Origin of the sequence: Nocardia sp. NPDC127526 (assembly GCF_042672265.1) — a bacterium.
Taxonomy (GTDB): Bacteria; Actinomycetota; Actinomycetes; order Mycobacteriales; family Mycobacteriaceae; genus Nocardia.
The window spans coordinates 32,840-57,052 of the sequence record NZ_JBHXVO010000001.1 but is presented as its reverse complement, the minus strand read 5'-3'; the positions used below and the strand labels follow the sequence as shown (position 1 = coordinate 57,052).

Genomic DNA, 24,213 nt, shown 5'->3' with positions numbered 1-24,213 from the left:
CACCCTATTGCGAACCGGCGACAGTACGACTCATTCCCTCATAACGGGGCTGTAGCCGGGAACGTTTCCGTCCCGGCTACGCCGACAGCGAACACGGGAGAACTACCCCGTGAAGGGCGGGATGAACTCACAGACGACGGGCCGCGGATGTGCGGGATCGAGGGCGTTGAGCATGAAGCCGGCGGTGCGGGGACTGCCCGCGATGGCCATGTGCTCGGAGAAGTCGGTGGCGCAGCCGTCCTGCACCACGATGTTCACCGCATTGGGCGCTTCGACCAGACCGGCCGTGTACGGGAAGGCGATCTCGTCGTATCTGGTCGCGATATTGGTGTAGCTGACCTGCGGTGCGTAGACCCCGTCGGCATTGAGCGCGGTCATGAAGCCGGAACCGCCCAGCATTTGCGAGCAGACGTAGCAGACGCTGCCCACGATCATGTTGTCCACGGTTTCGGGCTCGATGCCGAGCTGCCGCCCCATCGTGCGCACCATCTCCATCTGATCGCCCGCGCCGCCGATCCAGGGGCCGGCGATGGAGACGAACCGCTCCACCTTCGCCGCGCCGCCGAGGCGCTTCACGACGTACTGGCCGACAATGCTGCCCTGCGAGTGGCTGACGAAATCCACGCGCGCGGCGCCCGTGGCGGCCAGCACCCGATCCACGAAAGCCGAGACCTGCGCGGCGCTTTCGGGCACCGGCCGCAGACCGCCCAGGGCGTTCAGCGGGAACGGCAGATCGAGGCTGCCGTAGGTGAGCGCGTACACGCAGTAGCCCTCATTGGCCAGCAGCGGGGCGTAGGCGCCCCAGTTGGTCTGCGCGCCACCCGCGGTGCCGTGCAGCAGCACCACCGGATTCGGATGCGCGGCGGTCGGTGTGCACGACCAGTCATTGGAACCCGGCAGGGAGCCACCGGGATTCGCGAGCTCGTACGGGATGCCCGCGAAGAAGTTGTAGTCGACCGGATATTCCGCGCGAGCGGTGCCGCTCGCCCCCACCCATAAAACCGCCAGAACAGCCATGACCAGCATTGATCCCGGCGAACGGCGCAGTAGCGCACGTCGCATGAGCCCCTCCAAAAAATAGAACGCGTTCCGGTAACGTAACCGGAACGCGTTCCAGGCCGGAGCCTTACCCGCGGGTAATTTATGAAACCTGTTGCTGTCAGTACCGGTTATTACCGGCCCGGCGCGTAACCCACCGCCGCATGCGCCGGCAGCGCCGCCGACTCGGACTTGCCGTGCTGCATGCCCGCCACGAACAGCGCGCCGCACAGCACCAGGAAGGCCAGGGTGTGCAGCACCGCGCGCAGGATGTTCCAGCGGATCCAGGCGGATTCGAACTGGGCGCGCACCGCCGCCAGATCGGTGATCTGCGCCGGATCGCCCGCCGCCTCCAGCTGATTGTTCAGCGGCACGTTCAGCCCCGAGGTCACCGCGAACGCAATGATATTGAGTACCAGGGCCACCACGAGCCAGATCAGCGTGGTGCGGACATCCTTGCCGAGGTGCAGGGCCACCGCCAGCACCGAGAAGCCGACGGTGCCCAGGAAGCCGATCATGAACCACGGATTGATGATCACCACGTTGATCTTCTGCATCACGTCGATCATGGTGCGATCGTCGGCCTGCCGAAGCGCCGGCATGACGGAGTTCGCGTAGGCGTAGAACACTCCGGCGACCAGCCCGGTCGACAGCGTGGCCGCCACCAGTGCGGCGATGCGAAGTGCGAACATGAAACTCTCCTGACTGGATCTGCCACCCGCGGAATTCCCGGGCGATCAACGACTTCCAGTCAACCGGGACCGGGAGCGGGTCTCCATGGCTGAGAAGCTCGCACACATGAGCGGGAGTCCACAACACCGCCGTGCCCCCAATTCCGGGGGCTACAGATCCCGTTCGGAGATGACTCCGGATTGCAGCGCCAGATTGGCCAGGCGCACCCGCTTGGCATTCTGCGGCAGGTCTTCCACGCCGAACTTGGCGAACAGCGCGCGCAGATGGGTCTTGATGGCGTCCACGCTGAGGAAGAGTTCGGCGGCGATCTGCTGATTGGAGGCCGGCGAGGCGAAACCGTCATTGCCGCGCAGCGGACGGCACAGCGCGATCAGGACCGAGCGCTGGGTTTCGGTGAGCGAGCGCAGCGTGGGCAGGCCGCCGGTGGAGGTCTGCGTGATATCGCCTGCGGCGCCGCTGAAATCGTGGAAGGTGACCCGGGAGGTGCCCATGCGGATGACGTCCCCGGGCTGGAGCCGATGCCTACCGACCAGTCGGTCTCCATTGACGAACGTGCCGTTGCGCGAGAGCCCGTCATCGACGATGGTCCAGTGCGCACCCAGATATTCCGCGGTCGCGTGCAGCCGCGACACCTCGGCATCCCAGAACAGCGACAGGTCGGCCTGGGGCGAGCGGCCGATGGTGATGCGCGGCTGATCAGGAGTCAGCATCAGCTCGTGCTGCTGGCCCTCGTGATCCTTGACTCGCAGGAATGAACCCGGAAATGCGGTCACTGCGCCGATACCTCTTCTCTACATCCAGCCAGTGACATCGTTCGCACAGTTTCAATGGTGCCGTGCCGCAGGGGCACGAGCAAGATCGTGGCTCGGAGATGGGCAGGCACTACCCAAACGAGTTATACGCAAAGCGTATGAAAAAACCACTGCCGCCCGGGTTCGCACGAAACACCCGAGCGGCAGTCGCAAAGAGCACTAGTTCTTCGCCGCAGCCTTGTTGTACGCCTCGGTGATGTCCGCGGAGATACGTCCGCGCGCCGAAACCTTGTGTCCATTACGGCGAGCCCATTCACGAATCGCGGCACTTTGTTCGCGATCGATCGAGACCCGGCTCTTCGGGCCCGCGGTCGCCGCAGCGGCGGCCTTGGTACGACGACGGCCGCTCACGCGACGAGCGTTGGAAACCCAAACCTCCAGACCGTCCCGCAGCTTGGCCGCATTTGCCGTCGACAGGTCGATCTCGTACGAGACGCCATCGATAGCGAACTCGATGGTCTCGTCCGCGATGGACTCACCGTCGACATCGTCGATCAGGCTAACGGTGACCTTCTTTGCCATGAGATGAACGTCCTCTCGAAATCGTGCGACCCGCATAGTTAGGCCGATTACCCGACGCCAGAATACCGCTAATTCCGATAGTCCCAGAACGGGCATCGACAATGCAATCCAGCGAACTCAACGAGCCGATGGACGCACAATTGGAAAGAGTATCGTTTCCCGGATTCCCAAGCCAGTCAGGGCCATCAGCAAACGATCGATACCCATACCGGTTCCGGTCGTAGGCGGCATACCGTGCTCCATCGCCGCCAGGAAGTCCTCGTCCAGACGCATTGCCTCATCGTCGCCCGCCGCCGCCAAACGCGCTTGGTCCATGAACCGTTCGCGCTGGATGACCGGATCCACGAGTTCGGAATAGCCGGTTGCGAGTTCGAAGCCGCGGACATAGAGGTCCCACTTCTCGGTAACTCCGGGCTTGCTGCGATGCTGACGCGTCAGCGGAGAGGTCTCCACGGGGAAGTCGCGAACGAAAGTCGGCGCGTACAGCTTGTCGCCGTACACGTGCTCCCACAGTTCCTCGACCAGTTTGCCGTGACCGTAGCCCTTGTCCTGCGGAATTTCCAGACCCACCCGATCGGCGAGTGCCAGCAATTCCGCGACGGAAGTTTCGGGCGTCACCTCCACACCGATCTGCTCGGACAGCGACGGGTACATCTCCACCGTCGCCCACTCACCGGACAGATCGTATTCGGTACCGTCCGCCAGGGTGACGACCTGCGTGCCGTAGACCTCCTGCGCGACTTCCTGGATCAATTCCCGCATCATCTTCGCGGAATCGTCGTAGGTTCCGTACGCCTCGTAGGTTTCCAGCATTGCGAACTCGGGCGAATGGGTGGAGTCCGCACCCTCGTTGCGGAAGTTCCGGTTGATCTCGAAGACCTTCTCCAGCCCACCCACAACGCAGCGCTTGAGGAACAACTCCGGTGCGATACGCAGGTAGAGCTCCATATCCAGGGCATTGGAGCGGGTCACGAACGGACGCGCCGCCGCACCGCCGTGGATGGTCTGCAGCATCGGGGTCTCGACCTCCAGGAAACCCCTGCGCTCCAGCGCATTCCGCAGCGCGCGCACCGCGGCCACACGGGTGCGGGCCATCTCCCGGGCCTCCGGGCGCACGATCAGGTCGACATAGCGCTGCCGGACCCGCGACTCCTCGCTCATCTCCTTGTGCGCCACCGGCAGCGGGCGCAGCGACTTGGCCGCCATCTCCCACGCATCGGCCATGACGCTCAATTCGCCGGTGCGGGAAGTGATCACCTCACCGTGCACGTACACGAAGTCGCCGAGGTCCACATCGGCCTTCCAGGCCGCCAGCGCTTCTTCGCCCACCCCATTGAGGCTGATCATCGCCTGCAGCTTGGTGCCGTCGCCCTCTTGCAGGGTCGCGAAGCAGAGTTTGCCGGTATTGCGCACGAAAATGACGCGCCCGGCAATCCCGACCCGCAGGCCGGTCTGCACATCGGCTGCCAGATCCGGATAGGCGGCACGGATTTCGGCGAGGGTGTGCGTGCGATTGATCACCACCGGATAGGCCTCGCGGCCCTGCTCCAGCAACCGCTCCCGCTTCTCCCGGCGAATCCGCATCTGCTCGGGAACATCGGGCTCGGCAGCGGCGGCCGCGGCACGGGTTTTCCCAGCGGGAGCCGCGGTATCAGCGGAAGAAGAGGGATTGGAGGTGCTCACGGGGCTCAAGCCTATCGTGCCCCGGAAACCCTTTTTCCCGCCGCCCGGGCAAACGAATCAGACCCAGGCGAGAGTCGCGACCTCGCGTTCGAAGTGCGGAGCGGTGGCGGCCACCATGAGCAGCCCGGCGGCCTTCAGGGCCTGGTAGCCGCCCACCAGATCGGTGGCCCGGCGCAGGCCCAGCTGCTGTAGGGAGGAGGCGGCCAGGCTCGAGGTGTAGCCCTCCGAGCAGACGATGATCCATTCCACGTCATGGTCGGTGGCCAGCGCCAGACGCGCGTCACTCGACGGATCCAAACGCCATTCCAGGACATTTCGCTCGATGACGAGCGCGCCCGGCAGCGTGCCCTCGCGCAGCCGCTGCGCCTGCGGGCGAATATCCACCAGAATGGCGCCGCGGGCGATGGCCTGCGGCAATTCCACCGGATACAGCCGGCGCAGCCGCTCGCGCGCCTGGGCGAGCATGCCGTCGATGGTCAAGTGCGTCATTCGAGTTCACCTTCGGGCTGGTCGGTGAGAACGGAACGGGTGCGGCGAAGCGTGCCGTGACCGGTGACCTCGTAATAGGACATGGCGGTCAGCGGCGGGGAATAGGCGTGCACGCTCAGCGTCGGATCGAGCGGACCGGATATACCGGCCTCGACATCGGGGGCGCGCACCACGTCGTGCACCCAGCCGAGCGGGAAGGAGGCCTGATCACCGGCGGTCAGCGTGCGCCGGCGCAGATCGCGGCCGTTCCACCGGTACTCCGAGAGCGCGCCGGAGAGCACCGTCAGCGCGCCCAGCGAACCGGCGTGATCGTGCAGTTCGGTGTGCTTGTCGGCCACCCAGCTGATCAGCCACAGATCCACCTCGTCATCGGCGATGAGCCTTGCGGCCCAGCGCTTTTCGGTGGGCCACAGGCCGCCCTCGGGCAGCAGGTGATCGTAGCGGCCGGCCAGCACGTCCTCGGCGCCCTCATCGGTCAGGCGCAGCAGATCGGCCGGGCGCAGCCGGGTGGGCAGGGCGGAGGCGGTGGCGCGTTCGGTCACCTCGGGCAGCAGGCGCGAGGTACCGGCGACAGGTAGGGAAAGAACAGAAGATCGCACGAGCGAAATCTCCAAGGAGTTGTGTGGTTGACGAGGGCTATACGAAGCCTCGACAACGGCCGAGGCGGGTTAGCCTCGACAACACTCCTGGATGCTCACGCGGTAGGACACGGGGCAGAGTCTAACAGCGGATCGCTGCCGGTCAATAGCCCCCGGCAGGGACGAATACATCACAAGCGCCGCTGTTAACGCGCCCGCCGCTGCTGGTTGCGCTCGTAAACGAGCCGCAGACCGTCCAGTGTCAGATGCGGCTCATAGTGCTCGATGGTCTCCGATTCGGGCACGATCAGCGGCGCGCTCGCGCCCGTCGCCACCACCGCGACGTCATCGCCGGCGAAAGTGTCGAATTCGTCGCGAATGCGATCGATCAATCCGTCCACCAATCCGGCGAAGCCGAAAATCGCACCGGACTGCATGCACTCCATGGAGTTCTTGCCCACCACCGAGCGCGGGCGCGCCAGTTCCGCGCGGCGCAGCGCACTTCGCTCCACCAGGGCTTCGGTGGAGATCTCCACACCGGGGGCGATGATGCCGCCCAGGAATTCCCCCTTGGCCGACACCAGATCCACACAGATGGCGGTGCCGAAATCCACCACGATGGCCGGGGATTGGAAGCGGTGATAGGCCGCCAGGCAGTTCACGATGCGATCCGCGCCGACTTCCTTGGGATTGTCGACCAGCAACGGAATTCCGGTTCGCACACCGGGTTCCACCACCACGTGCGGGACGTGACCCCAGTAGCGGTTCAGCATTTCGCGCAATTCGCGCAGCACCGGCGGCACCGTGGACAGCGCCGCCACGCCCACCACCTGATCGGCGTCGGCGCCGATCAAACCGCGCACCTGCAAAGCGAATTCATCCGCGGTGAGCAGCGGATTGGTATGCGTCCGCCACTGTTTCACCAGCTTCGCGTGGTTCCCGCTGCCGGAGAACAGCCCCAGCTCGATGCTGGTATTGCGGACATCGATGGTCAGCAGCATGGCTCAGCGCGCGTAGGACAGCGAGCGCGGCGAGATCAGGTCCGAGCCCTCGGGCGCGTGCGCCGGATCCGAGCCCAGCTCCACCTGGCGGTTGGCCTCGTCCACGAACACCACGCGCGGGGCGTATTCCTTCAGCTCGGCCTCGTCCATCATGGCGTAGGCGATGAGGATGACGAGATCGCCCGGATTCACCAGATGCGCTGCGGCGCCGTTGATTCCGATGACGCCGGAACCGCGCTCGCCGGCGATGATGTAGGTCTCGAGCCGGGCGCCGTTGGTGATGTCGACAATGCAGACCTGCTCGCCTTCCAGCAGATCGGCGGCGTCCAGCAGGTCCTGGTCGACGGTGACCGAGCCGACGTAGTGCAGGTCGGCGTGCGTCACCGTGGCGCGGTGGATCTTGGACTTCATCATGGTGCGCAACATCGTCGTCGCCTCCTAAACGGTTGCCTGGGTGGGCTGGTCGGGGGTGGTCGGGTGGCCGTCGATCGGGGCGCCGACGGTGACGGGGATGTTGTCGATCAGCCGGGTGCTGCCGACGCGGGCCGCGATGAGCAGGCGGGCATTGCCGCTGGCCTGCACCGGGCCCAGATCCGAGCCGCGCAGCTCGATGTATTCGAGCTCGATGGCGGGCGCGGTGGCGAGCACCTCGTGCGCGGTCTTCAGCACGGCCTCGGGGCCGAAGGCGGCGGCATGGCGGCCGGCCGCGAGGGCCGCCGACAGCGTGGTCGCCAGCTCGCGCTGCTCGGGATCGAGGAAGCGGTTGCGCGAGGACAGCGCCAGGCCGTCCGCCTCGCGCACGGTCACCACCGGGACGATCTTCAGATCGAAGTTCAGGTCGCGCACCATCTGCCGGATCAACGTCAGCTGCTGGTAGTCCTTCTCGCCGAAGAACGCCTCGTGCGGCAGGCAGATCTGGAACAGCTTGGCCACCACGGTCAGCACGCCCGCGAAATGCCCCGGGCGGTGGGCGCCTTCGAGCTCGTCGCCGAGCGGGCCGGCCTGCACGGTGGTGCGCGGGCCGTCCGGGTACATCTCGGCCGGGCTGGGCGCGAACACCAGCTCCACGCCCTCGCCGCGCAGCAGTTCCACGTCGGCGTCGAGGGTGCGCGGGTACTTGTCCAGATCGGCGGCCTCGTTGAACTGCAAGGGGTTCACGAAGATCGACACGATGACGACCTGATTGGTCCGCTTGGCCAGGCGCACCAGCTCGAGATGACCCTCGTGCAGCGCACCCATGGTCGGCACCAGGGCAACCTTGCGGCCGACGGAGCGCAAGGCCTTGGCAACCGACTGCACCACCGCCGGATCGTGCAGCACGGTGAGCTCACCGCGCTTGTAGGCGCCACGCAGTTTCGGGTCCATCAGTGTCCTTTCTCCGCCTGGTCAGGGCCCTCCGTGGTTACGCTCCGCTGCCGCCTCCGGGCCTGACTGTCCAGGCGGGGTCCTTCCAGCAGATCGATCAGGGCGGGATTGGTCTGCGCGCGCTCGGCCGACCGCAGCGACAGCGCGCGATACCCCGCGGCCAGCTTGGGATCCAGCTCTTCCAGCGCCTCGAGATGCGCGGCCACCGCCGCCACATCGCCGCGCGCCACCGGCCCGGTCAGCGCGGCCTGGCCGCGGCGCAGCGCATTGTCGAGCGCCGCGGAGACCAGCGGGGCGAGCATGCGCTCGGCGAGACCGCCCGGCTGGTCGTCGACCACCTGCTGGCCGAGCAGTCCCGGACCGGACAGCGCGGCCCGCAGCGCCTCGACGGCATCCACGATCAGCGTGACCAGGTGATTGCTGCCGTGCGCGAGGGCGGCGTGATAGAGCGTGCGGTGCTCCTCGGCCACCTTGACCGGCTCGCCGCCCATCTCGATGACCAGCGACTGCGCGATGGCGTAACCGATCTCGTCGGCGGCGGTGATGCCGAAGCAGGCATTGCCCAGCCGGGCGATGTCCTCGTCGTGACCGGTGAAGGTCATGGCCGGGTGAATCGCGATGGGCAGCGCGCCCAGTTCGGTGAGCGGGGCGAGAATGCCGATGCCATTGGCGCCGGAGGTGTGCATGACGATGGTGCCCGGCCGCACGGCCCCGGCCGCCGCCAATCCGGAGATCAGCCCGGCCAGCTCGCTGTCCGGCACCGCCAGGATCAGCAGTTCGCTGCGCGCGGCGACCTCGGCGGCGGGCAGGATCCGCGAATCCGGCAGCCGCGTGGCGGCACGCCGCAACGACGCATCCGAAATCGCGGAGACGCCGAATACGACATGACCGGCACGCTCCAGTGCCGCACCGAGTGCGGATCCGACGCGTCCCGCCGAGACGATTCCCACCGTCAACCGTGCGGGCGCAGGATCGGTTCCGCAGACATCCTTGTCCGAGGTCACCCTTGTCCTCTCGAAAGTCGTTCCAGTCCCGCTGGGCGGGTACCGGACGTTACCGCCCGAGAATATCGGCCCCGATTCGCCGGGGCCATCGACTGTGGGATGTCTTACAGCGGGTCCGGATCAGGCGGGCTATTTGCCCTCCGACCGCAGATTGGCCATGATCTCGGCGACCGACAGGCGGGGGGCCGAGTCGGTGTCGTCCTCTTCGGCCCGGCGACGCCGCCGGGCGCTGGCGGTGCCCATGGGCGCGGGGGTCGGCTCGGGGGCCAGCCGGGGCGCGGGCGGCGCGGGGGCCGGATCGGCGCTGCCCGTGAACGGCACATCAGCGCTGCCCGTGAACGGCACATCGGCACTGCCCGTGAACGGCACATCGGCGCTGTCCGCGGGCGGCGCCGTTGCATTGCCCGCGGGCGGCAGATCGGTTTCGAACCAGGGCACCTGGGTCAGCGGTTCACGCTCCACACCGGTGATCGGCTCGGTCCGCTTGGTCGCGGTGTCCGCGGCGGGCGCCGCGCCGGATTCGGTTTCGGGCTCGGCGAATTTGGCCGCGCGCATATCGAAGTCCTGATCGGTGACGACCATGGTCTCCGCGGTCACCGGATCGTCGTACGGGCTGGCGAAGGCCGGCGGCTCCGGATGATCGGGTTCGAAGACCGGCGTCACGCGGCTGCGCGGATCCGGCACGTCGTCGTCGATGGGCGCGGACCACGGATCCCAGTGGTCGCCGGTGTCGCGCCAGTTACCGTTCGCGGCAGCATTGTTCGCCGGGGGCTGCCGGCTCGGCAGTTCCTGCACCCGGAAGGCGTCGGCGTGCAGGGCCGGGCGCTCGTGCGGCAGTTGGCCTTCGAAGAGCAGCTGCAGGCTCTCGCGCAGCACCGTGAGTTCGGCGCGCAGCGCGGCCATCTGCTCGGCGTCCGCGCCGACCTCCTGGCGCACCCGCTGCTCCACGCCGAGCTCGTATTCGCGGCGCGCAGCAACCTCGCGCTCCAGCTGCAGGTGGTAGACCTTCTGCAGGTCACCGATTTTGGCCTTGTCGACCGCCGATTCCCTGCGATAACGGGTCGCGGCGAGGGCTCCGATGGCGGCCGCCCAGAGCGCCGCGACGAGCCCGACGCGCACCATTTGCACGCTGTCGCTGAAGACCAGGAAAACGCTGGCTACCAGACCCAGAAGGATGAGTACGCCGGTGAAAAGTTTTCCCGCGTCCTCCCGCCGACGACGGGTGGCACTGGTACGGGAGGGTGAAACCATGTCAGCCAGCGTAGCTTGATCTTCGGGCCCTGGCTCCCGCCTCGGGCACGATCATCGCCAATCTGTTAGCTATGAAGTAGCTGCTTCATCGGGCGGATCGATCGGCGCGCGACAGCAATATTCCAGCCACAAAGCCGCAGCCACCAAGGCGATTCCGGCCAGCAGCCCCACCACCGCGCCCGGGGTGTCCGCCGCCACCGCACGCAGTTCCGACCGCTCCGGCAGCAGCCAGATCAGGAAGCCCAGCCAGATGCCGGCGACCAGGGAACCCACCTGCGCCGACGCCTTCGCCAGCGCCACCGCCCGCGCCGCGGTGATGGGATGCAGCTGCCGCTCGTCGGTGCCGATGCCGCGATTCTCCACCCGCTGGCGAATCACGAAGGCCAGCACCACCTCCAGCACCGCCACCGGAATGAGCGAGGCCCCGGAGAACACCGAGATGGGCGGGAAGCTGGAGTACGCGACATTGGTGGCGATCCAGGCGACCGCGGCCGCCAGCGCCACATTCGCGCTCAGATCCAGGACGCGGGTGGGCTTCACGACAGCCATCCGAGCGTCAGTTCGGTGCGGCGCACCCCGGCCACCTCGCCGGTATCCAAGGCGGCCAGCCAATCCCGCAGCGGCCGCCGCGCACCGGCCGCCTCCAGTTCCGCCTCCGGCTCCAGCTCCAGCCACGGCACCAGCACGAAGGCGCGATTGTGCGCCTGCGGATGCGGCAGCGTCAGCGTGGGATCGCTGCTGCGGACCGCCATCTCGCCGTCGCGGCGGCGCTGTCCGGCCCACACCACGTCCACATCCAGGGTGCGCGCGCCCCAGCGGACCTCGCGCACCCGCTCGGCGGCCTGCTCCAGCTGCTGCCCGAGCCGCAGCCAGTCGCTGGGCTCCAGGTCCGGATCCTCGGCCACCAGAACGGCATTGAGGTAGTCCTGCTGCGGCACCCCGCCCCACGGCGGGGTGGAGTACACCGAGGACACCGCCAGCAGCCGCGGCCGCAGCGCCTCGACCACACTGCGCAGATGTGCGAGCCGATCGCCGAGATTCGAACCGATCGACAGGACTACCCGACTCACCCGCTACTCCTCCGCGTCGCGACGGCGGGACGTGACCACCCGGACGTCTTCGAAGGTATGCGGAATCGGCGCGGAAGGCTTGTGCAGCACCACTTCCACGGCCGCGATGCGCGGATGCGCGGCGATCACCTGATCGGCGACCTCGGAGACCACCGTCTCCACCAGATCGCGCGGTTCGCCGCCGACAATGGCCACCACCTGATCGGCCAGCTCGCCGTAGTGGATGGTCTCGGCGAGATCATCGGATTTCGCCGCGGCCGAGAAGTCCGTCCACACGGTCAGATCGACCACGAACTCCTGACCGTCGCGCTTCTCGAAATCGAAGACCCCGTGATGGCCGTACACGCGCAGGCCGCGCAGCTCGATGCGATCGGTGCTCAAATCCGTTCTCCCGGTTCACGACGGCGAGCGGCCCGCCGCTCGGACTCGACGGCGGCCCGCCGCCAGGCATCGGTCACGGCAATGGCGTCCAGCGAGGCGCGCACATCGTGCACCCGCACGCCCCACGCACCGTGCTCGGCCGCCAGTGCGGAAATGGTGGCGGTGGCGACCTCGCGGCCGTCCGGCGGGCGCGGCCCCTCGGCATCGGCGAGCAGCGCGCCCAGGAATCGCTTGCGCGAGGCCCCGATCAGGATGGGCAGCCCGGTGCCGACGAATTCGTCCAGCGCGCCGAGTAATTCCCAGTTGTGCTCGGCGTTCTTGGCGAAGCCCAGGCCGGGATCCAGCAGCAGCTTGCCGGGATCCACACCGGCGGCCACCGCCAGTTCGATCTGGTCGCGCAGTTCCCCGAGCACCTCGCCGACCACGTCGTCGTAGTGGTCGGCCGGCCCGGTGTGGCGGTAGTCCGCCCCCGCGCGCCAGTGCATGAGGATCCACGGCACCCCGGCCGCCGCGACGACCTTGGCCATATCGGCGTCGGCGCGCCCGCCGGAGACGTCGTTCACCACCGAGACGCCCGCCTCGACGGCGGCCTCGGCCACACTCGCCCGCATGGTGTCCACACTGGTCGGCACACCCGCCGCGACCAGCGCGCGAATCACCGGAACCACCCGCGCCGCTTCGGTTTCCGGATCGATGCGCACCGCGCCGGGACGAGTCGACTCACCGCCCACGTCGACGATGTCCGCGCCCAGCTCGTACAGCTCCAGCCCGTGCGCGACCGCCAGGCCCGGGTCCAGGTAGCGGCCGCCATCGGAGAACGAATCGCTGGTGACATTGACGACGCCCATCACGACGCACGAGCGGCCCCCGCGAGGAACTACCAGTTCAGCCCCCCGGGAACCGCTCGAGGTCATCGTCGGTGCGCTCACTTTCGCAGAATGAGGTCCAGGGCCTCGGCCCGCGAGGCGGAACTGGTCTGCAGCAGGCCGCGCACCGCCGAGGTGGTGGTGCTGGCGCCGGGCTTGCGGATGCCGCGCATGGCCATGCACAGATGCTCGGCCTCCACCACCACGATGGCGCCGCGCGGATCCAGCTTGCGCATGACCGCGTCGGCGATCTGGCTGGTGAGCCGCTCCTGCACCTGCGGGCGCTTGGCGTAGAGATCGACCAGGCGGGCCAGCTTGGACAGCCCGGTCACCCGGCCGTGCGGGCCCGGAATGTAGCCGACGTGCGCGACGCCGTGGAAGGCCACCAGGTGGTGCTCACAGGTCGAGTACATGGGGATGTCGCGCACCAGCACCAATTCCTGATGCCCCTCGTCGAAGGTGGTGTTGAGCACCGCGTCCGGTTCGGTGTAGAGGCCGGCGAACATTTCCCGGTAGGCCCGGGCCACCCGGGCGGGGGTCTCGGCGAGACCGGGGCGATCCGGATTCTCGCCGACCGCGAGCAGCAGCTCGCGCACGGCGTTCTCGGCGCGCTCCTGGTCGAACGGCCGACCGGTGTCGAGCGCGATCGGGCCGGAGACGACACGGTTGTTGGCCGACAATCGACACCTCCTGTGTTGAAAATGCCGCGCCTACGGGGGCGGCGCGTTCGCGACGGTCAACGGCCCGGGCCCGTCCCGGCATTCCGGGCCGAACCCGAGCCGGGTCACGAACTGTGTCTAACTCCGCGTCACCGGCTCGGTGAAACCTGGTCCGAGCCGGGCCGCGAACATATCGAGCGTATCCGGGCCGCGATCAGCGGCGACCGTTCGGTCCGTCCCAGTCGCCGTTGTCGTCGTCCTCCCGCCCGGCGGTGGGCTGCTGGGCGGTCTGCCCGTAGTCCGGACGCTGCTGCGGGGTGTACCGCTGCCCACCGGCCGGAGCCCAGCCGCCGTATTCGCCGCGCGCCGGCGGCTGCTGCGCACCGCGCGCCTGCGGCTCGTCCTCCTGCGGCGGCCAGCCCGGCGCCGACCAACCGGCCGGAGCGCCGTAATCCGGACGCGAACCGTGCGTGCCGCCGCCGTGCCGCGGGTAGGCGGGCTGCGGCGCCGGGTACCCGGCCGGGGCGGGCGCGGGATAGCCGTACGGCGGCTGCGGTTGCGCACCGTAGGCGGGTTCGGGCGCGTACCCGCCATTGGCGGGCTGCCCGGCCGGAACCGGGCGCACCGGCTCCTCCGGCCACGGCTCGCCGCGTTCGGCGGCCAGCTCGCGCGGGGTCTTCACCGGCGGGCGGTCCGAGGGGACGCGATCGCCGAAATCATTGAAAGCCGTGATGCGCGGCCGCTTTTCGACCGTGGAGAGCACGGTCTCGAGATCCTTGCGGTGCAGGGTCTCGCGCTCCAGCAGGGCGGTCGCCAGCGAATCGAGCTCGTCGCGGTACTCGTTGAGCACGGCCCACGCCTCGGTGTGCGCGGCCTCGATGAGATTGCGCACCTCCTCGTCGATCTCGCGGGCCACCTCGTGCGAATAGTCCGAGCTCATGCCCATGGACCGGCCCAGGAACGGATCGCCCTGCTCCTGTCCGTAGCGCACCGCGCCCAGGCGCGCGCTCATGCCGTATTCGGTGACCATGGCCCGCGCGATCTTGGTGGCCTGGTCGATATCGGAGGAGGCGCCGGTGGTCGGCTCGTGGAACACCAGTTCCTCGGCCGCGCGGCCGCCCATGGCCATGACCAGCCGGGCGATCATCTCCGAGCGGGTCATCAGGCCCTTGTCGTCCTCGGGCACCGTCATGGCATGACCGCCGGTGCGGCCGCGGGCCAGAATGGTGACCTTGTAGACCGGCTCGATATCCGGCATCGCCCACGCGGCGAGGGTGTGGCCCGCCTCGTGATAGGCGGTGATCTTCTTCTCTTCCTCGCTGATGATGCGGGACTTGCGCCGCGGGCCGCCGATCACGCGATCGACCGATTCCTCCAGCGAGGCGCCGGTGATGACATTGCCGTTCTCGCGCGCGGTGAGCAGCGCGGCCTCGTTGATGACATTGGCCAGGTCCGCGCCGGACATGCCGACGGTGCGCTTGGCCAGACCGTCCAGATCGGCGTCGGGCGCGATCGGCTTGCCCTGCGAGTGCACCCGCAGGATGGCGCGCCGGCCCGCGAGATCCGGGTTGCTGACCGGGATCTGGCGATCGAAGCGGCCCGGGCGCAGCAGCGCCGGATCCAGGATGTCGGGACGGTTGGTGGCCGCGATGATGATGACGCCGGTGCGCTCGCCGAAACCGTCCATCTCGACCAGCAGCTGGTTCAGCGTCTGCTCGCGCTCGTCGTGACCGCCGCCCAGGCCGGCGCCGCGCTGGCGGCCGACCGCGTCGATCTCGTCGACGAAGATGATGCAGGGGCTGTTCTGCTTGGCCTGATCGAACAGATCGCGGACGCGGGACGCGCCGACGCCGACGAACATTTCGACGAAGTCCGAACCGGAGATGGTGAAGAACGGCACCCCGGCCTCGCCCGCCACGGCGCGCGCCAGCAGCGTCTTACCGGTGCCGGGCGGGCCGTAGAGCAGCACGCCCTTGGGGATCTTCGCGCCGAGGGCCTGATAGCGGGCCGGGTTCTGCAGGAAGTCCTTGATCTCGTAGAGCTCTTCGATGGCCTCGTCCGCGCCCGCCACATCGGCGAAGGTGGTCTTGGGCATGTCCTTGGACAGCAGCTTGGCCTTGGACTTGCCGAAGCCCATCATGCCGCCGCGGCCGCCGCCCTGCATGCGGGCCATCACGAAGATGAACAGGCCCAGCAGAATAATCATGGGCAGCATGAAGAGCAGGATCTGGCTCAGCCAGCTGTCCTGTTTGACCGAGGTGTTGTACTTCGCCCCGGACTCCTGCACGTCCTTCAGGATCTCGGCGGAAATATCGCTGCCGCCCGGATATTTGGCGATGATCTTGGTCTGGCCGTCGGTCGCATCATTGCCGTTCTTCAGCGTGATGCGCAGCTGCTGTTCTTTGTCGTCGATCTGAACGGAGTCGACATTCCCCTTGTCCTGGAGCTGGGTGAGCGCCACGGACGTGTCGACGCTCTTCCAGCCGCGCGTGTCGTTGCTGAAGTAGCTGACCAGGTAGATCACGAGCAGGAAGCCCGCGACTATGGCCAGGTTGCGGAACACAGTCTTGCGGTTCATAGAGCGTCGGCCGGCGGCCAGTCCTTTCCGGGGGGTGTATCCGGTCATGCCCGAGATGCCTCGTGGCGTGTCCGGTTCCGGTGAACGGATGCGGACATGCCACGTTACCGCGTACGGTCTAGTCGATACATCGCGCAGTTCGGCAGCTAGTGCAGTTCAACAGGTAAACGGCTGAAGAACGCGGGTGGTTCCCCAACCATCTGCGGCAACACGTCGGGACGACATCGCCGAGGTGTCGGACCGAGTGGTCACAATCATGGCATGGTCGTCCTATCGTGAGTGACGACACAACAGAGCGCAGGGGGTATGGACATAGTCGAGCTACGGACACCCACAGCGATCGTGCGTCATGGCAACGGGCGGTTGACGGTGCTGCGGCCCGGAACGGACGGCGAGCGCGTGCTCGACGTACCGGTTTCCGATCTTCTCAAGGTCAGGTTGAACCGGCGCGCCGATGACGCCGTCGTCATCGAGATCTATCTGCGGTACCCCACACCGGTGCTCACCGGTGTCCCGGCCGACCGGACTCCCCTACCGGTGCTCATCGCCGAACACGATGTGCCCGCCGCGACGGTCATCGTCGAGCGGATCAACTCCCAGATCCTGGCCACCCAGCGGCTGGATGTGGCGGCCCCCGATCTGAACCCGCCCACCCCGTCATGGGGGCGCAACGGCCCCACCCGCGCCGATGTGGATCGCGCGGTGCGGCGGATGGCCCCCAAACGCGATGCCAAACCGGCCATTTCGGCCCTGCACCGCTATGTCACGCCGGACGAGTACGTGCTGGAAGCCGCCATCGCCACCGCCGCGCCCCCGCAGGCCAAGGGGACCGGACTGCTGGCGGTCACCACCACGCGGCTGATCTTCGTGTCCATCGGCGCGCACAAGCGTTTCGCGCACGAGCTACCCATTGCCGCCCTGCTGTGGGCGCGCACCACCGATGAGGCGTCGGCCGCCGGCGTGGCGCCGGGCGAATACGGCGTCGAGGTCAATGACGGCAATCTGACCTGGCATTTCATCGGCGCGGACCGCGCCGACACCGAACGGGTTTCGGGCGCTTTGAATTTCGCCATTCAGCGGGAATCCGCCGATGGGGCCGCCGGGCCCGCCGATCCGGGTGTGCACAAGCTCTATTCGGAATGGGAACTGCTGGTGGAGCGGCATTCGCTCGGCATGGTGGACGATGCGCAGTTCCAGCGCTACGGTCGCGGAATTCTGCGGTCGCTGCCGGACTGAATCGGCCGGGCCCGGATTACTCTTCGTCGGGTTGCAGGGAGATGCGGCGCCACGGGCTGGTCGGTCGCATCCACAAGCGGAGCAGTTCCATGCGGCGGTCCACCCCGCCGGATTTGAGTTCGGCCAGGTCCTCACAGGCCTGCCAGTAGGTCCAGCCCGCGAGGTAGGCGTCGCCGAATTGCCGCCAATTGCGGTATTTGCGCTGCGCCAGCGGTAATGCGCGCATGAGGTAATCCCACGCGGTCTCGGCTTCCATATAGCCGGCGGTGTAGGCCATCCGCGCGACCGCCACCACGCGCGCCAGATCCCAGGCCTGAATATCGGTGGGCAGCGGGCGGACCAGATGATCGGTCAGGCCGAGTTTGATGGCTTGCGACCAAATGTCGTAATCGCGCACCAGCGCTTCCGGATTCTCCATCCCGCGGAAGGAACCCACCTGCCGCAGGAAGGCCCGGTGCCGATCGGCGCGTTCGCCGAAACGGTCCCGCTCCGGGGAATTGATGGCGGCCTGCACCAGCGGATGCACCAGCGCGTAGAGCGGTGAGTGCATACCGTCGAGGAGTTGCTCCATGGATGCCATGGCCTCGGTGCCGTCGGTGATTCCCCACGCCCCGGTCAGCGTGTCGATGGCGAGTTCGCGCCGGTCGCCGAGCGGATGCTCGCGTTCGGGGCCGAGCAGCAGCGCATCGTGGAAGGCGTCCCAGCGCGCCGAATAGAAACCGCCCAGCGACAGGGCGCGCAATTCGTCGTCGGAGACCTGCGCACCGGACCAGTGGTCGTCCTCGCGCTGGTCGAGCTCCGGGTAGGGGAAGGTCGTCAGCGTGGGCACATCGCGGGCTGGCATACCTCGATTCTGTCTCATCGATCTTGGAGTGGCCGAGAATTCGCCGATCGCGTGTGGCGGCACACACCCGCGACCGGGTTCGGGCGGGAAAGTTAAGACCTGATTCTTGGCCTGTCACACAATGAAATCGGACGCTAGTCTCTGGGCCATGAGTAGGAACATCACCCTCCTGCGTGGTCTGGAGCCACCGGCCACGGAGCAGGAAATCTACGCGGCCGCACAGGAATACGTGCGCAAAGTCGGCGGCGTATCGGGTTTGACCACGGATACCAAACCGGCTGTGGACAAAGCGGTCGCGGCCATCGCGGCGGCCACCACGGCGCTACTGGCCGAACTGCCCGAACGCCGGGGCGCGGCGCCGGCCGAATCGGCGCTGCGCGGCGGCGCGCCGGCCAAGGACGCGAGCTGATCGCTGCGGCGCGCCCCGAGCCTCACACGCCGTAGACGGCCACGCAGTCGAGCGCGATATCCAATCGCGGCCCGCGCTGGTCGATGGAGTGCCCGAGCAGTTCCTCTATGCGCTGAATCCGATAGCGCACGGTGTTCTTGTGTACGCCGAGCATTTTCGCGGCGGCGTCCGGACTGCGCCGGGCCCGCAGATACGCGTGCAGCGTCTCCCGCAGCCGGGCGGTCTGCGCGTCGGACGCGGTGAGCGCGCCCAGTTCCCGCTCGATGAGCGCCCGCATGGCCGTCTCGTCGGCCCCGGCCAGATAGGCCACCTCGACCTCCGGATAGTGCAGCAGCCGCGCGGCCCCCGGGCGCGCCCGTTCGGCCACCTGCCGCGCCGCCACCGCCTCGCGGTGACCGGCGCGGAATCCGGCGGCGTGCGCCGCGGGAATCCCGGCCGCGACGCGCACGGGCGCTTCCACCGGCACGGTGACGGCGGCGGGATCGACGCCGTCGTCCACCCCGATCCACGCCCACAGGGCCGAGGCCCCGGACGGCACGGTGAGCACGCTGCCATTGCCGAGCGCGGCCGCGCAGCGCGCCACCACCCGGTCCAGCAGGCCCGCCGCCTCGTCCACGCCGTCGGGCCGCGCCGGTGCGGCATCCTCGTCGGTCCACAGCACCAGCGCGAGATGCCGCTGCGCGAGCCGGTATCCGAGCCGCGCGGAGGCCTGCTCGATATCGAGGTCCGCGCCGTCCAGCAGCGCCCGCACCAGCTCGGTCCGCTGGTTCAGCGCGGCGCGCAGCCCGCGTTCGCGCTCCTCCATGTAGGTGTCGGTGAGTGTTTCCACCGAGGCGCTGACCCAGCGCGTGGTGCGCTCGAAAAGTCTTAGCAGAACCGCTCTTTCGATATCCTGCGGCAGCTGCCGCTGATCGATGACCTCGGCCATGTAGTCCACGACCGCGTCCTGCCCGATGTGGTAGACCCGCAGCAGCAGGCGGACATCGTGGCCGCGGCGGGCGATGGTGCGGGCGAAGGCGTGCGCCTGCTCGGGCACCGGATATTCGAAGCGGTCCTGGGTGAGCCCGCTGAGCACTTCCAGGGCGTGCGCGCGGGTGCTGGCGGCGAGATCGCGGCGCATATCGCGATCGCGCAGTTCCGGGACGCGGGCGATGATCGCATTGTCGAGCCGGGTGACCACCTGCTCGAGGGTCTCGGTGCGCAGCGTTTCGGCGACGAAGTCGGCGATCCACTGCCGGATCACCGGACTGGTGGCGGTAATGGCCATGAGCGACCTCCGAATTTGTATCCCGAGCACAAAACCGACCGAAACACTTGAGCATATGAGCCAAGAATGTGCCGCCGGAATTGTGTCACGATCATAGTTCAGTGAGCTGACACACAGCTCGCGCAGCAGTCCGGTTCGCAACGAAGCGCACGTGGGAGAGCACATCGTGACCAATACCGAACCCGCCGCGGGCACACCCCGCAAAACCACGGCCCGGAAAGCCACGGCCCGCAAGGCCGCCGGGACCGCCACCACGAAAGCCGCCGCGACACCGGCCGCCGCCCCCACCGAGCTCGAGGTCCGCAATCCCGCGACCGGTGATCTCGCGGGCACGGTGCCGATCGTGTCCGCCGAAGCCGTCGCCGAGAAGGTCCGCGTGCTGCGCGCGCATCAGGCCGAATGGGAGGCCATCGGCCCGGACGGCCGCAAGGAATGGCTGCTGAAACTGCAGGACTGGCTGGTCGACAACACCGACCGGCTGGCCGATGTGCTGCAGTCGGAGACCGGCAAGGCGCGCGTCGACTCGCTCATCGATCCGGCCTTCTCCATCGACCTCACCGGCTACTACGCCCGGCGCGCCGCGAAATTCCTTGCCGACGAACATCCTTCGCCGCACAGCCCGCTGGCCCGGGTGAAGACGCTCACCACCGTGTTCCGCCCCTATCCGGTGGTCGGTGTCATCACGCCCTGGAACTTCCCGCTCGCCATGCCGGTCATCGATGTCATCCCGGCGCTGGCGGCGGGCGCGGCCGTCATCCTGAAACCCTCCGAGGTGACCCCGCTCTCGGCCGTCGAACTGGCGCGCGGCTGGCGTGAGATCGGCGCGCCGCCGGTCTTCGAGGTGGTCACCGGCGCGGGCGAGACCGGTGCGGCCGTGGTCTCGAATGTCGACTACGTGCAGTTCACCGGTTCCACCGCCACCGGCCGCAAGATCGCCGCGGCCTGCACCGAGCGCATGGTGCCGTTCTCTCTCGAACTGGGCGGCAAGGATCCGGCCATCGTGCTCGCCGACGCGGATCTGGACCGGGCCGCGCACGGTATCGCCTTCGGCGGCATGTTCAATGCCGGGCAGGTGTGCATCTCGATCGAGCGCGTGTACGTGGAAGCGCCGGTCTACGAGCAGTTCCTGACCAAGCTCACCGCCGCGGTCAAGGAGGTGCGCCAGGGCGTGGACGGCCGGGAGCCCAAGTACGACATGGGCGCGCTGGCCAACGAGAACCAGGCGCAGATCGTGCAGAAGCACGTCGAGCAGGCCATCGACGCGGGGGCGCGGGTGCTCACCGGCGGCAAGCGCACCGGCGTGGGCACGCTCTTCGAGCCGACCGTGCTGGCCGATGTGGACCACACCATGACCTGTATGACCGAGGAGACCTTCGGGCCCACCCTGCCGGTCATGAAGGTGGCCGATGAGGCGGAAGCCGTTCGGCTGGCCAATGATTCGATCTACGGGCTGTCCGCCTCGGTGTGGAGCGGCGACAAGGATCGCGCCGAACGCGTTGCGCGCCAATTGAATGCGGGCGCGGTGAACATCAACGACGTGTTCTCCAATATGTTCAGCTTCGCGCTGCCCATGGGCGGCTGGGGACTGTCCGGGGTGGGCGCGCGCTGGGGCGGCCCGAACGGGGTGCGCAAATACTGCCGGCAGCAGGCCATCACCAAACCGCTGCTGCCCACCCAGACCAAGGAACTGCTCTGGTTCCCGTACAACACCAACAAACTGGCCTTCGCCCTGACGGCCATGCGCGCCGCGGGTGCGCGCGGACTGCGGCGGCTCTCGGTGCAGTCGGTATTCGAGACCGTGAAGGGGACCAAGCGATGACCGATTCCCATTCCATCTCCGGCAAGGTGGTCGTGATCACCGGCGGCGCCCGCGGCATCGGCCTGGCCACCGGTACGGCGCTGCAGGCGCTCGGGGCCCGGGTGGCCATCGGCGATATCGACGAGGCGACGGTCAAGGAATCCGGCGCCGCACGGGGATTCGAGGTGTACGGTCGCCTCGACGTCACCGATCACCAGTCGTTCGAGGATTTCCTGGACGAGGTGGAGCAGCGGCTCGGCCCGATCGACGTGCTGATCAACAATGCCGGGATCATGCCGACCGGACGGGTCGTCGACGAGCCGGATCAGATCACCCGCCGCATTCTGGACATCAACGTGTACGGCGTGATCCTGGGCTCCAAACTCGCCCTGGCGCGGATGCTCCCGCGCGGCCGCGGCCACATCATCAATATCGCCTCGCTGGCCGGCGAGAGCCATATCCCGGGCCTGGCCACCTACAACGCCAGCAAGCACGCGGTGCTGGGCTTCACCGACACCCTGCGCGAGGAGTACCGCGGCACCGGCCTGCACTTCTCCTCGGTGCTGCCGACGCTGACGAAAACCGAACTGGGATCCGGGGTCACGCCGCCCAAGCTGCTGCGCCCGGCCGAACCGGAGGAGATCGCGGACGCCGTCGCCAAACTGATCGCGCAACCGCGGTCGAAGGTCCGGGTCACCGCGGTGGCGGGCGCCATCGCGCAGGTCTTCGGGCTGCTGCCGGAATCCGTCGCCGATGCGCTCGGCCGCGCCCTGGGCTCGGGCACCGCCTTCCTCGACGACGTCGACGGCGACGCCCGCAAGGCCTACGAACACCGCGCGCGCGACTAGTTCGCACCACGGGCACGCCCGCACCGGCCCCACGCTCTCCCGGCCGGTGCGGGAGTGCGCCGCGCCTTGCCGCCCTGATCCCCGCGATTGCCTATGGTCGCAAGCATGGATGACACCGCTGCGGTTTTCGTCGGCCTGTCGACCCTCGACCTCGCCTATGCCGTCGACCGATATCCGGTCGAGGACACCAAAACCCAGGCCGCCGAGCTGTTCCTGGGCGCGGGCGGACCGGCCGCCAATGCGGCTGTCACCTACGCCTTCCTGTCCGGCCGCACCCCGGCGCTGATCACGGCACTCGGCAAAAACACACTGGCCGAACCGATCCGGTCCGACCTGGGACAGCACAGCGTGGCCATTGTCGATCTGACACCCGGCGGCGATCAGCAGCCGCCGGTGTCTTCCATCATCGTCGCCACGGCAGCGGCCACGCGAACCATCGTGTCGCTGGACGGATCTCGTATCGACGCGACCTCCGGCGATTCGGTGCGGGCCGATCTCGGCAGCGCCGCAATCGTTCTGGTGGATGGTCACTACCCAGAGCCCGCCCTGCGCATCGCGGCCGCCGCCCAGGCCGCAGGCGTACCGGTGGTGCTCGACGCCGGACGCTGGCGCAGCGTACACGCCGACCTGTTGGCGCACATCGATATCGCCATCTGCTCCGAGGCGTTCACACCACCGGGCGCGCAATCCGATTCGCCCGATGCGGTCTTGGACTACCTGCACGCACACGGACCACGCTGGGCAGCCGTCACCCGTGGCGCCCGGCCGATTTGCTTCTCCGCGCCCGATGCCCGGGGCGAAGTGGCGGTACCGGCCACCGAAGCTGTGGACACCCTCGGCGCGGGCGACATCCTGCACGGCGCGTTCTGCCATTTCCATACCGCGGGCGAAACGTTCCCCGACGCTCTGCGCCACGCCGCCGAAGTCGCCGCCGCCTCGTGCCGGTATATCGGCACGCGAGAGTGGATGCGGCACTGAGTCGGGGCGAACCCGTTCGGCTGCAGTCGATGTCGTCGGCGGCACGGCATGGGCAGATCCTCGCGACGCGTTCGGCCCCGCGACCGGGGAATGGTGGAGGGTCGGCGGTCAGCAGATGCGATAGTGGCGGCCGGATTTGCGCAGGACCAGGTCGGCGGTGGTGCGGGTGCGTTCGACGAGGCCGGCGTTGGGGAGATCGGATTGGGCCACTTTGGTTCTGGCGGCTTCCATGGTGCGGCCGCCGCGCATGTGACGGCGGATCAGGCGCTGTTCGATGATCGGGCGCGGGACGTCGAGGTACCAGGTTTCGTCGAGCAGGGGCCGCACCGCGGACCAGCCGGTCGTATCGCCGTCGTCGAGAAGCAGGTAATTGCCCTCGGTGACCACGATCGTCTGCCGATCGAAAACCACACCGCCCGGAACGGGTTCGTGGATTTCCCGGTCATAGGTCGGCCACGGCACCTCCACGCCCGGCGCGCTGGCGCGCAAGGTGCGCAGCAGCTCGACATAGCCGCCCGCATCGAAGGTATCCGGTTCCCCCTTGCGCACCAGGTTCCCGGCAGCCCGCAACTGGGCATTGGTGAGATGGAACCCGTCCATGGGCGCGACTTCGGCAATGCCGGTTCCGGCCGCCAGATTCAGCTCGTCCCGCACGCCCCGGGCCAGCGTCGACTTCCCGGCGCCGGGCGGCCCGGCGATCCCGAGCACGAAGCGCCCGGTATGCCCCGCGGCGCGCTTGCGTACGCGCGCCGCCAATTCCGCCAGGGATATCTCGACGCTGCCGCGGGTCACGGCCCTACCCTACGGAATTCACCTCCTGTTTCGGTGCGGGCGCGGCCGATG

26 protein-coding genes are annotated in these 24,213 nt (G+C 68.0%); 5 read left to right on the top strand and 21 right to left on the bottom strand.

Annotated elements, in window-relative coordinates; translation table 11 throughout:
- Positions 1 to 102: 102 nt before the first annotated feature.
- The 18 genes from ACFVIV_RS00285 to ftsH form a co-directional block, all read right to left on the bottom strand.
- Positions 103 to 1,026, bottom strand: coding sequence for an esterase/lipase family protein (locus ACFVIV_RS00285; RefSeq protein WP_379193089.1), 924 nt, complete (start codon positions 1,024 to 1,026; stop codon positions 103 to 105).
- Between the two features lie 146 nt (positions 1,027 to 1,172).
- Positions 1,173 to 1,730, bottom strand: coding sequence for a DUF1772 domain-containing protein (locus ACFVIV_RS00280; protein ID WP_379192281.1), 558 nt, complete (start codon positions 1,728 to 1,730; stop codon positions 1,173 to 1,175).
- A 150-nt stretch (positions 1,731 to 1,880) separates the two neighbouring features.
- A complete protein-coding gene (locus ACFVIV_RS00275; RefSeq protein ID WP_379192279.1) occupies positions 1,881 to 2,504 on the bottom strand; it encodes an FHA domain-containing protein in 624 nt (207 codons plus the stop codon).
- Between the two features lie 198 nt (positions 2,505 to 2,702).
- On the bottom strand, positions 2,703 to 3,065 hold the full coding sequence (locus ACFVIV_RS00270; RefSeq protein WP_379192277.1) for an Lsr2 family protein: 363 nt from the start codon (positions 3,063 to 3,065) through the stop codon (positions 2,703 to 2,705).
- 117 nt (positions 3,066 to 3,182) lie between these two features.
- Positions 3,183 to 4,649 (bottom strand): lysine--tRNA ligase, encoded by a 1,467-nt coding sequence (gene lysS / locus ACFVIV_RS00265; RefSeq protein ID WP_379193088.1) that lies wholly within the window; start codon positions 4,647 to 4,649, stop codon positions 3,183 to 3,185.
- Positions 4,650 to 4,805: 156 nt separating this feature from the next.
- Positions 4,806 to 5,228, bottom strand: a complete 423-nt coding sequence (locus ACFVIV_RS00260) for a rhodanese-like domain-containing protein (RefSeq protein ID WP_379193087.1) — start codon at positions 5,226 to 5,228, stop codon at positions 4,806 to 4,808.
- Positions 5,229 to 5,233: 5 nt separating this feature from the next.
- Positions 5,234 to 5,791 (bottom strand): cysteine dioxygenase, encoded by a 558-nt coding sequence (locus ACFVIV_RS00255; protein WP_379193086.1) that lies wholly within the window; start codon positions 5,789 to 5,791, stop codon positions 5,234 to 5,236.
- A gap of 230 nt (positions 5,792 to 6,021) precedes the next feature.
- Positions 6,022 to 6,816: a type III pantothenate kinase gene (locus ACFVIV_RS00250; protein WP_379192275.1), complete on the bottom strand. Its 795-nt coding sequence runs from the start codon at positions 6,814 to 6,816 to the stop codon at positions 6,022 to 6,024.
- A 3-nt stretch (positions 6,817 to 6,819) separates the two neighbouring features.
- Positions 6,820 to 7,242, bottom strand: coding sequence for an aspartate 1-decarboxylase (gene panD, locus ACFVIV_RS00245; RefSeq protein WP_379192273.1), 423 nt, complete (start codon positions 7,240 to 7,242; stop codon positions 6,820 to 6,822).
- 12 nt (positions 7,243 to 7,254) lie between these two features.
- Complete coding sequence (gene panC, locus ACFVIV_RS00240; protein ID WP_379192271.1) at positions 7,255 to 8,181, bottom strand: pantoate--beta-alanine ligase; 927 nt, start codon at positions 8,179 to 8,181, stop codon at positions 7,255 to 7,257.
- Complete coding sequence (locus ACFVIV_RS00235; RefSeq protein ID WP_379192269.1) at positions 8,181 to 9,185, bottom strand: Rossmann-like and DUF2520 domain-containing protein; 1,005 nt, start codon at positions 9,183 to 9,185, stop codon at positions 8,181 to 8,183. Before ACFVIV_RS00235 ends, panC begins: the two co-directional genes overlap by 1 nt.
- Positions 9,186 to 9,314: 129 nt before the next feature.
- Positions 9,315 to 10,436 (bottom strand): DUF6779 domain-containing protein, encoded by a 1,122-nt coding sequence (locus ACFVIV_RS00230; RefSeq protein WP_379192267.1) that lies wholly within the window; start codon positions 10,434 to 10,436, stop codon positions 9,315 to 9,317.
- A 69-nt stretch (positions 10,437 to 10,505) separates the two neighbouring features.
- Positions 10,506 to 10,985: a DUF3180 domain-containing protein gene (locus tag ACFVIV_RS00225; RefSeq protein WP_379192265.1), complete on the bottom strand. Its 480-nt coding sequence runs from the start codon at positions 10,983 to 10,985 to the stop codon at positions 10,506 to 10,508.
- The gene (folK, locus tag ACFVIV_RS00220; protein ID WP_379192263.1) at positions 10,973 to 11,506 is read right to left on the bottom strand and encodes a 2-amino-4-hydroxy-6-hydroxymethyldihydropteridine diphosphokinase; all 534 of its coding nucleotides are present in this window, start codon (positions 11,504 to 11,506) and stop codon (positions 10,973 to 10,975) included. Before folK ends, ACFVIV_RS00225 begins: the two co-directional genes overlap by 13 nt.
- Before the next feature lie 3 nt (positions 11,507 to 11,509).
- Entirely contained in the window at positions 11,510 to 11,887 is a 378-nt protein-coding gene (gene folB / locus ACFVIV_RS00215; RefSeq protein ID WP_379192261.1) for a dihydroneopterin aldolase, read from the bottom strand.
- A complete protein-coding gene (gene folP / locus ACFVIV_RS00210; RefSeq protein ID WP_379192259.1) occupies positions 11,884 to 12,735 on the bottom strand; it encodes a dihydropteroate synthase in 852 nt (283 codons plus the stop codon). The genes folB and folP overlap by 4 nt, the downstream gene beginning before the upstream one ends.
- A 77-nt stretch (positions 12,736 to 12,812) precedes the next feature.
- Positions 12,813 to 13,433 (bottom strand): GTP cyclohydrolase I FolE, encoded by a 621-nt coding sequence (gene folE, locus ACFVIV_RS00205; protein ID WP_067531507.1) that lies wholly within the window; start codon positions 13,431 to 13,433, stop codon positions 12,813 to 12,815.
- Between the two features lie 193 nt (positions 13,434 to 13,626).
- A complete protein-coding gene (ftsH, locus tag ACFVIV_RS00200; RefSeq protein ID WP_379192257.1) occupies positions 13,627 to 15,990 on the bottom strand; it encodes an ATP-dependent zinc metalloprotease FtsH in 2,364 nt (787 codons plus the stop codon).
- 342 nt (positions 15,991 to 16,332) lie between these two features.
- Between ftsH and ACFVIV_RS00195 the strand changes: the two genes are divergently transcribed.
- Positions 16,333 to 17,226 carry a hypothetical protein gene (locus ACFVIV_RS00195; RefSeq protein WP_379192255.1) on the top strand — a complete coding sequence of 298 codons (894 nt, stop codon included), beginning with the start codon at positions 16,333 to 16,335 and terminating at the stop codon, positions 17,224 to 17,226.
- Between the two features lie 16 nt (positions 17,227 to 17,242).
- On the opposite strand, the gene ACFVIV_RS00190 is transcribed toward ACFVIV_RS00195, so the two are convergent.
- Complete coding sequence (locus ACFVIV_RS00190) at positions 17,243 to 18,070, bottom strand: DUF1266 domain-containing protein (protein WP_379192253.1); 828 nt, start codon at positions 18,068 to 18,070, stop codon at positions 17,243 to 17,245.
- A 148-nt stretch (positions 18,071 to 18,218) separates the two neighbouring features.
- Here ACFVIV_RS00190 and ACFVIV_RS00185 point away from each other — a divergent pair, with 148 nt between their 5' ends.
- Positions 18,219 to 18,479: a DUF2277 family protein gene (locus tag ACFVIV_RS00185; protein ID WP_379192251.1), complete on the top strand. Its 261-nt coding sequence runs from the start codon at positions 18,219 to 18,221 to the stop codon at positions 18,477 to 18,479.
- Positions 18,480 to 18,501: 22 nt separating this feature from the next.
- On the opposite strand, the gene ACFVIV_RS00180 is transcribed toward ACFVIV_RS00185, so the two are convergent.
- Positions 18,502 to 19,746 carry a PucR family transcriptional regulator gene (locus ACFVIV_RS00180; RefSeq protein ID WP_379192250.1) on the bottom strand — a complete coding sequence of 415 codons (1,245 nt, stop codon included), beginning with the start codon at positions 19,744 to 19,746 and terminating at the stop codon, positions 18,502 to 18,504.
- 166 nt (positions 19,747 to 19,912) lie between these two features.
- Here ACFVIV_RS00180 and ACFVIV_RS00175 point away from each other — a divergent pair, with 166 nt between their 5' ends.
- From ACFVIV_RS00175 to ACFVIV_RS00165, 3 genes are all read left to right on the top strand, one after another.
- A complete protein-coding gene (locus tag ACFVIV_RS00175; RefSeq protein ID WP_379192248.1) occupies positions 19,913 to 21,565 on the top strand; it encodes an aldehyde dehydrogenase family protein in 1,653 nt (550 codons plus the stop codon).
- Positions 21,562 to 22,392 (top strand): SDR family oxidoreductase, encoded by an 831-nt coding sequence (locus ACFVIV_RS00170; RefSeq protein WP_379192246.1) that lies wholly within the window; start codon positions 21,562 to 21,564, stop codon positions 22,390 to 22,392. The genes ACFVIV_RS00175 and ACFVIV_RS00170 overlap by 4 nt, the downstream gene beginning before the upstream one ends.
- A 105-nt stretch (positions 22,393 to 22,497) precedes the next feature.
- Positions 22,498 to 23,370, top strand: a complete 873-nt coding sequence (locus ACFVIV_RS00165; protein ID WP_379192244.1) for a PfkB family carbohydrate kinase — start codon at positions 22,498 to 22,500, stop codon at positions 23,368 to 23,370.
- Between the two features lie 108 nt (positions 23,371 to 23,478).
- Here ACFVIV_RS00165 and ACFVIV_RS00160 read toward each other — a convergent pair whose 3' ends face one another.
- Positions 23,479 to 24,162, bottom strand: a complete 684-nt coding sequence (locus ACFVIV_RS00160; RefSeq protein ID WP_379192242.1) for a nucleoside/nucleotide kinase family protein — start codon at positions 24,160 to 24,162, stop codon at positions 23,479 to 23,481.
- Between the last annotated feature and the right edge of the window lie 51 nt (positions 24,163 to 24,213).

What these genes read in the sequence shown, in the direction of transcription:
- ACFVIV_RS00285 (WP_379193089.1), bottom strand. Translation starts at nt 1,026, where the DNA reads ATGCTGGTCATGGCTGTTCTGGCGGTTTTATGGGTGGGGGCGAGCGGC.
- ACFVIV_RS00280 (WP_379192281.1), bottom strand. Translation starts at nt 1,730, where the DNA reads ATGTTCGCACTTCGCATCGCCGCACTGGTGGCGGCCACGCTGTCGACC.
- ACFVIV_RS00270 (WP_379192277.1), bottom strand. Translation starts at nt 3,065, where the DNA reads ATGGCAAAGAAGGTCACCGTTAGCCTGATCGACGATGTCGACGGTGAG.
- lysS (WP_379193088.1), bottom strand. Translation starts at nt 4,649, where the DNA reads ATGCGGATTCGCCGGGAGAAGCGGGAGCGGTTGCTGGAGCAGGGCCGC.
- ACFVIV_RS00250 (WP_379192275.1), bottom strand. Translation starts at nt 6,816, where the DNA reads ATGCTGCTGACCATCGATGTCCGCAATACCAGCATCGAGCTGGGGCTG.
- panD (WP_379192273.1), bottom strand. Translation starts at nt 7,242, where the DNA reads ATGTTGCGCACCATGATGAAGTCCAAGATCCACCGCGCCACGGTGACG.
- panC (WP_379192271.1), bottom strand. Translation starts at nt 8,181, where the DNA reads ATGGACCCGAAACTGCGTGGCGCCTACAAGCGCGGTGAGCTCACCGTG.
- ACFVIV_RS00230 (WP_379192267.1), bottom strand. Translation starts at nt 10,436, where the DNA reads ATGGTTTCACCCTCCCGTACCAGTGCCACCCGTCGTCGGCGGGAGGAC.
- ACFVIV_RS00225 (WP_379192265.1), bottom strand. Translation starts at nt 10,985, where the DNA reads ATGGCTGTCGTGAAGCCCACCCGCGTCCTGGATCTGAGCGCGAATGTG.
- folP (WP_379192259.1), bottom strand. Translation starts at nt 12,735, where the DNA reads ATGGGCGTCGTCAATGTCACCAGCGATTCGTTCTCCGATGGCGGCCGC.
- ftsH (WP_379192257.1), bottom strand. Translation starts at nt 15,990, where the DNA reads ATGAACCGCAAGACTGTGTTCCGCAACCTGGCCATAGTCGCGGGCTTC.
- ACFVIV_RS00190 (WP_379192253.1), bottom strand. Translation starts at nt 18,070, where the DNA reads ATGCCAGCCCGCGATGTGCCCACGCTGACGACCTTCCCCTACCCGGAG.
- ACFVIV_RS00185 (WP_379192251.1), top strand. Translation starts at nt 18,219, where the DNA reads ATGAGTAGGAACATCACCCTCCTGCGTGGTCTGGAGCCACCGGCCACG.
- ACFVIV_RS00180 (WP_379192250.1), bottom strand. Translation starts at nt 19,746, where the DNA reads ATGGCCATTACCGCCACCAGTCCGGTGATCCGGCAGTGGATCGCCGAC.
- ACFVIV_RS00170 (WP_379192246.1), top strand. Translation starts at nt 21,562, where the DNA reads ATGACCGATTCCCATTCCATCTCCGGCAAGGTGGTCGTGATCACCGGC.
- ACFVIV_RS00165 (WP_379192244.1), top strand. Translation starts at nt 22,498, where the DNA reads ATGGATGACACCGCTGCGGTTTTCGTCGGCCTGTCGACCCTCGACCTC.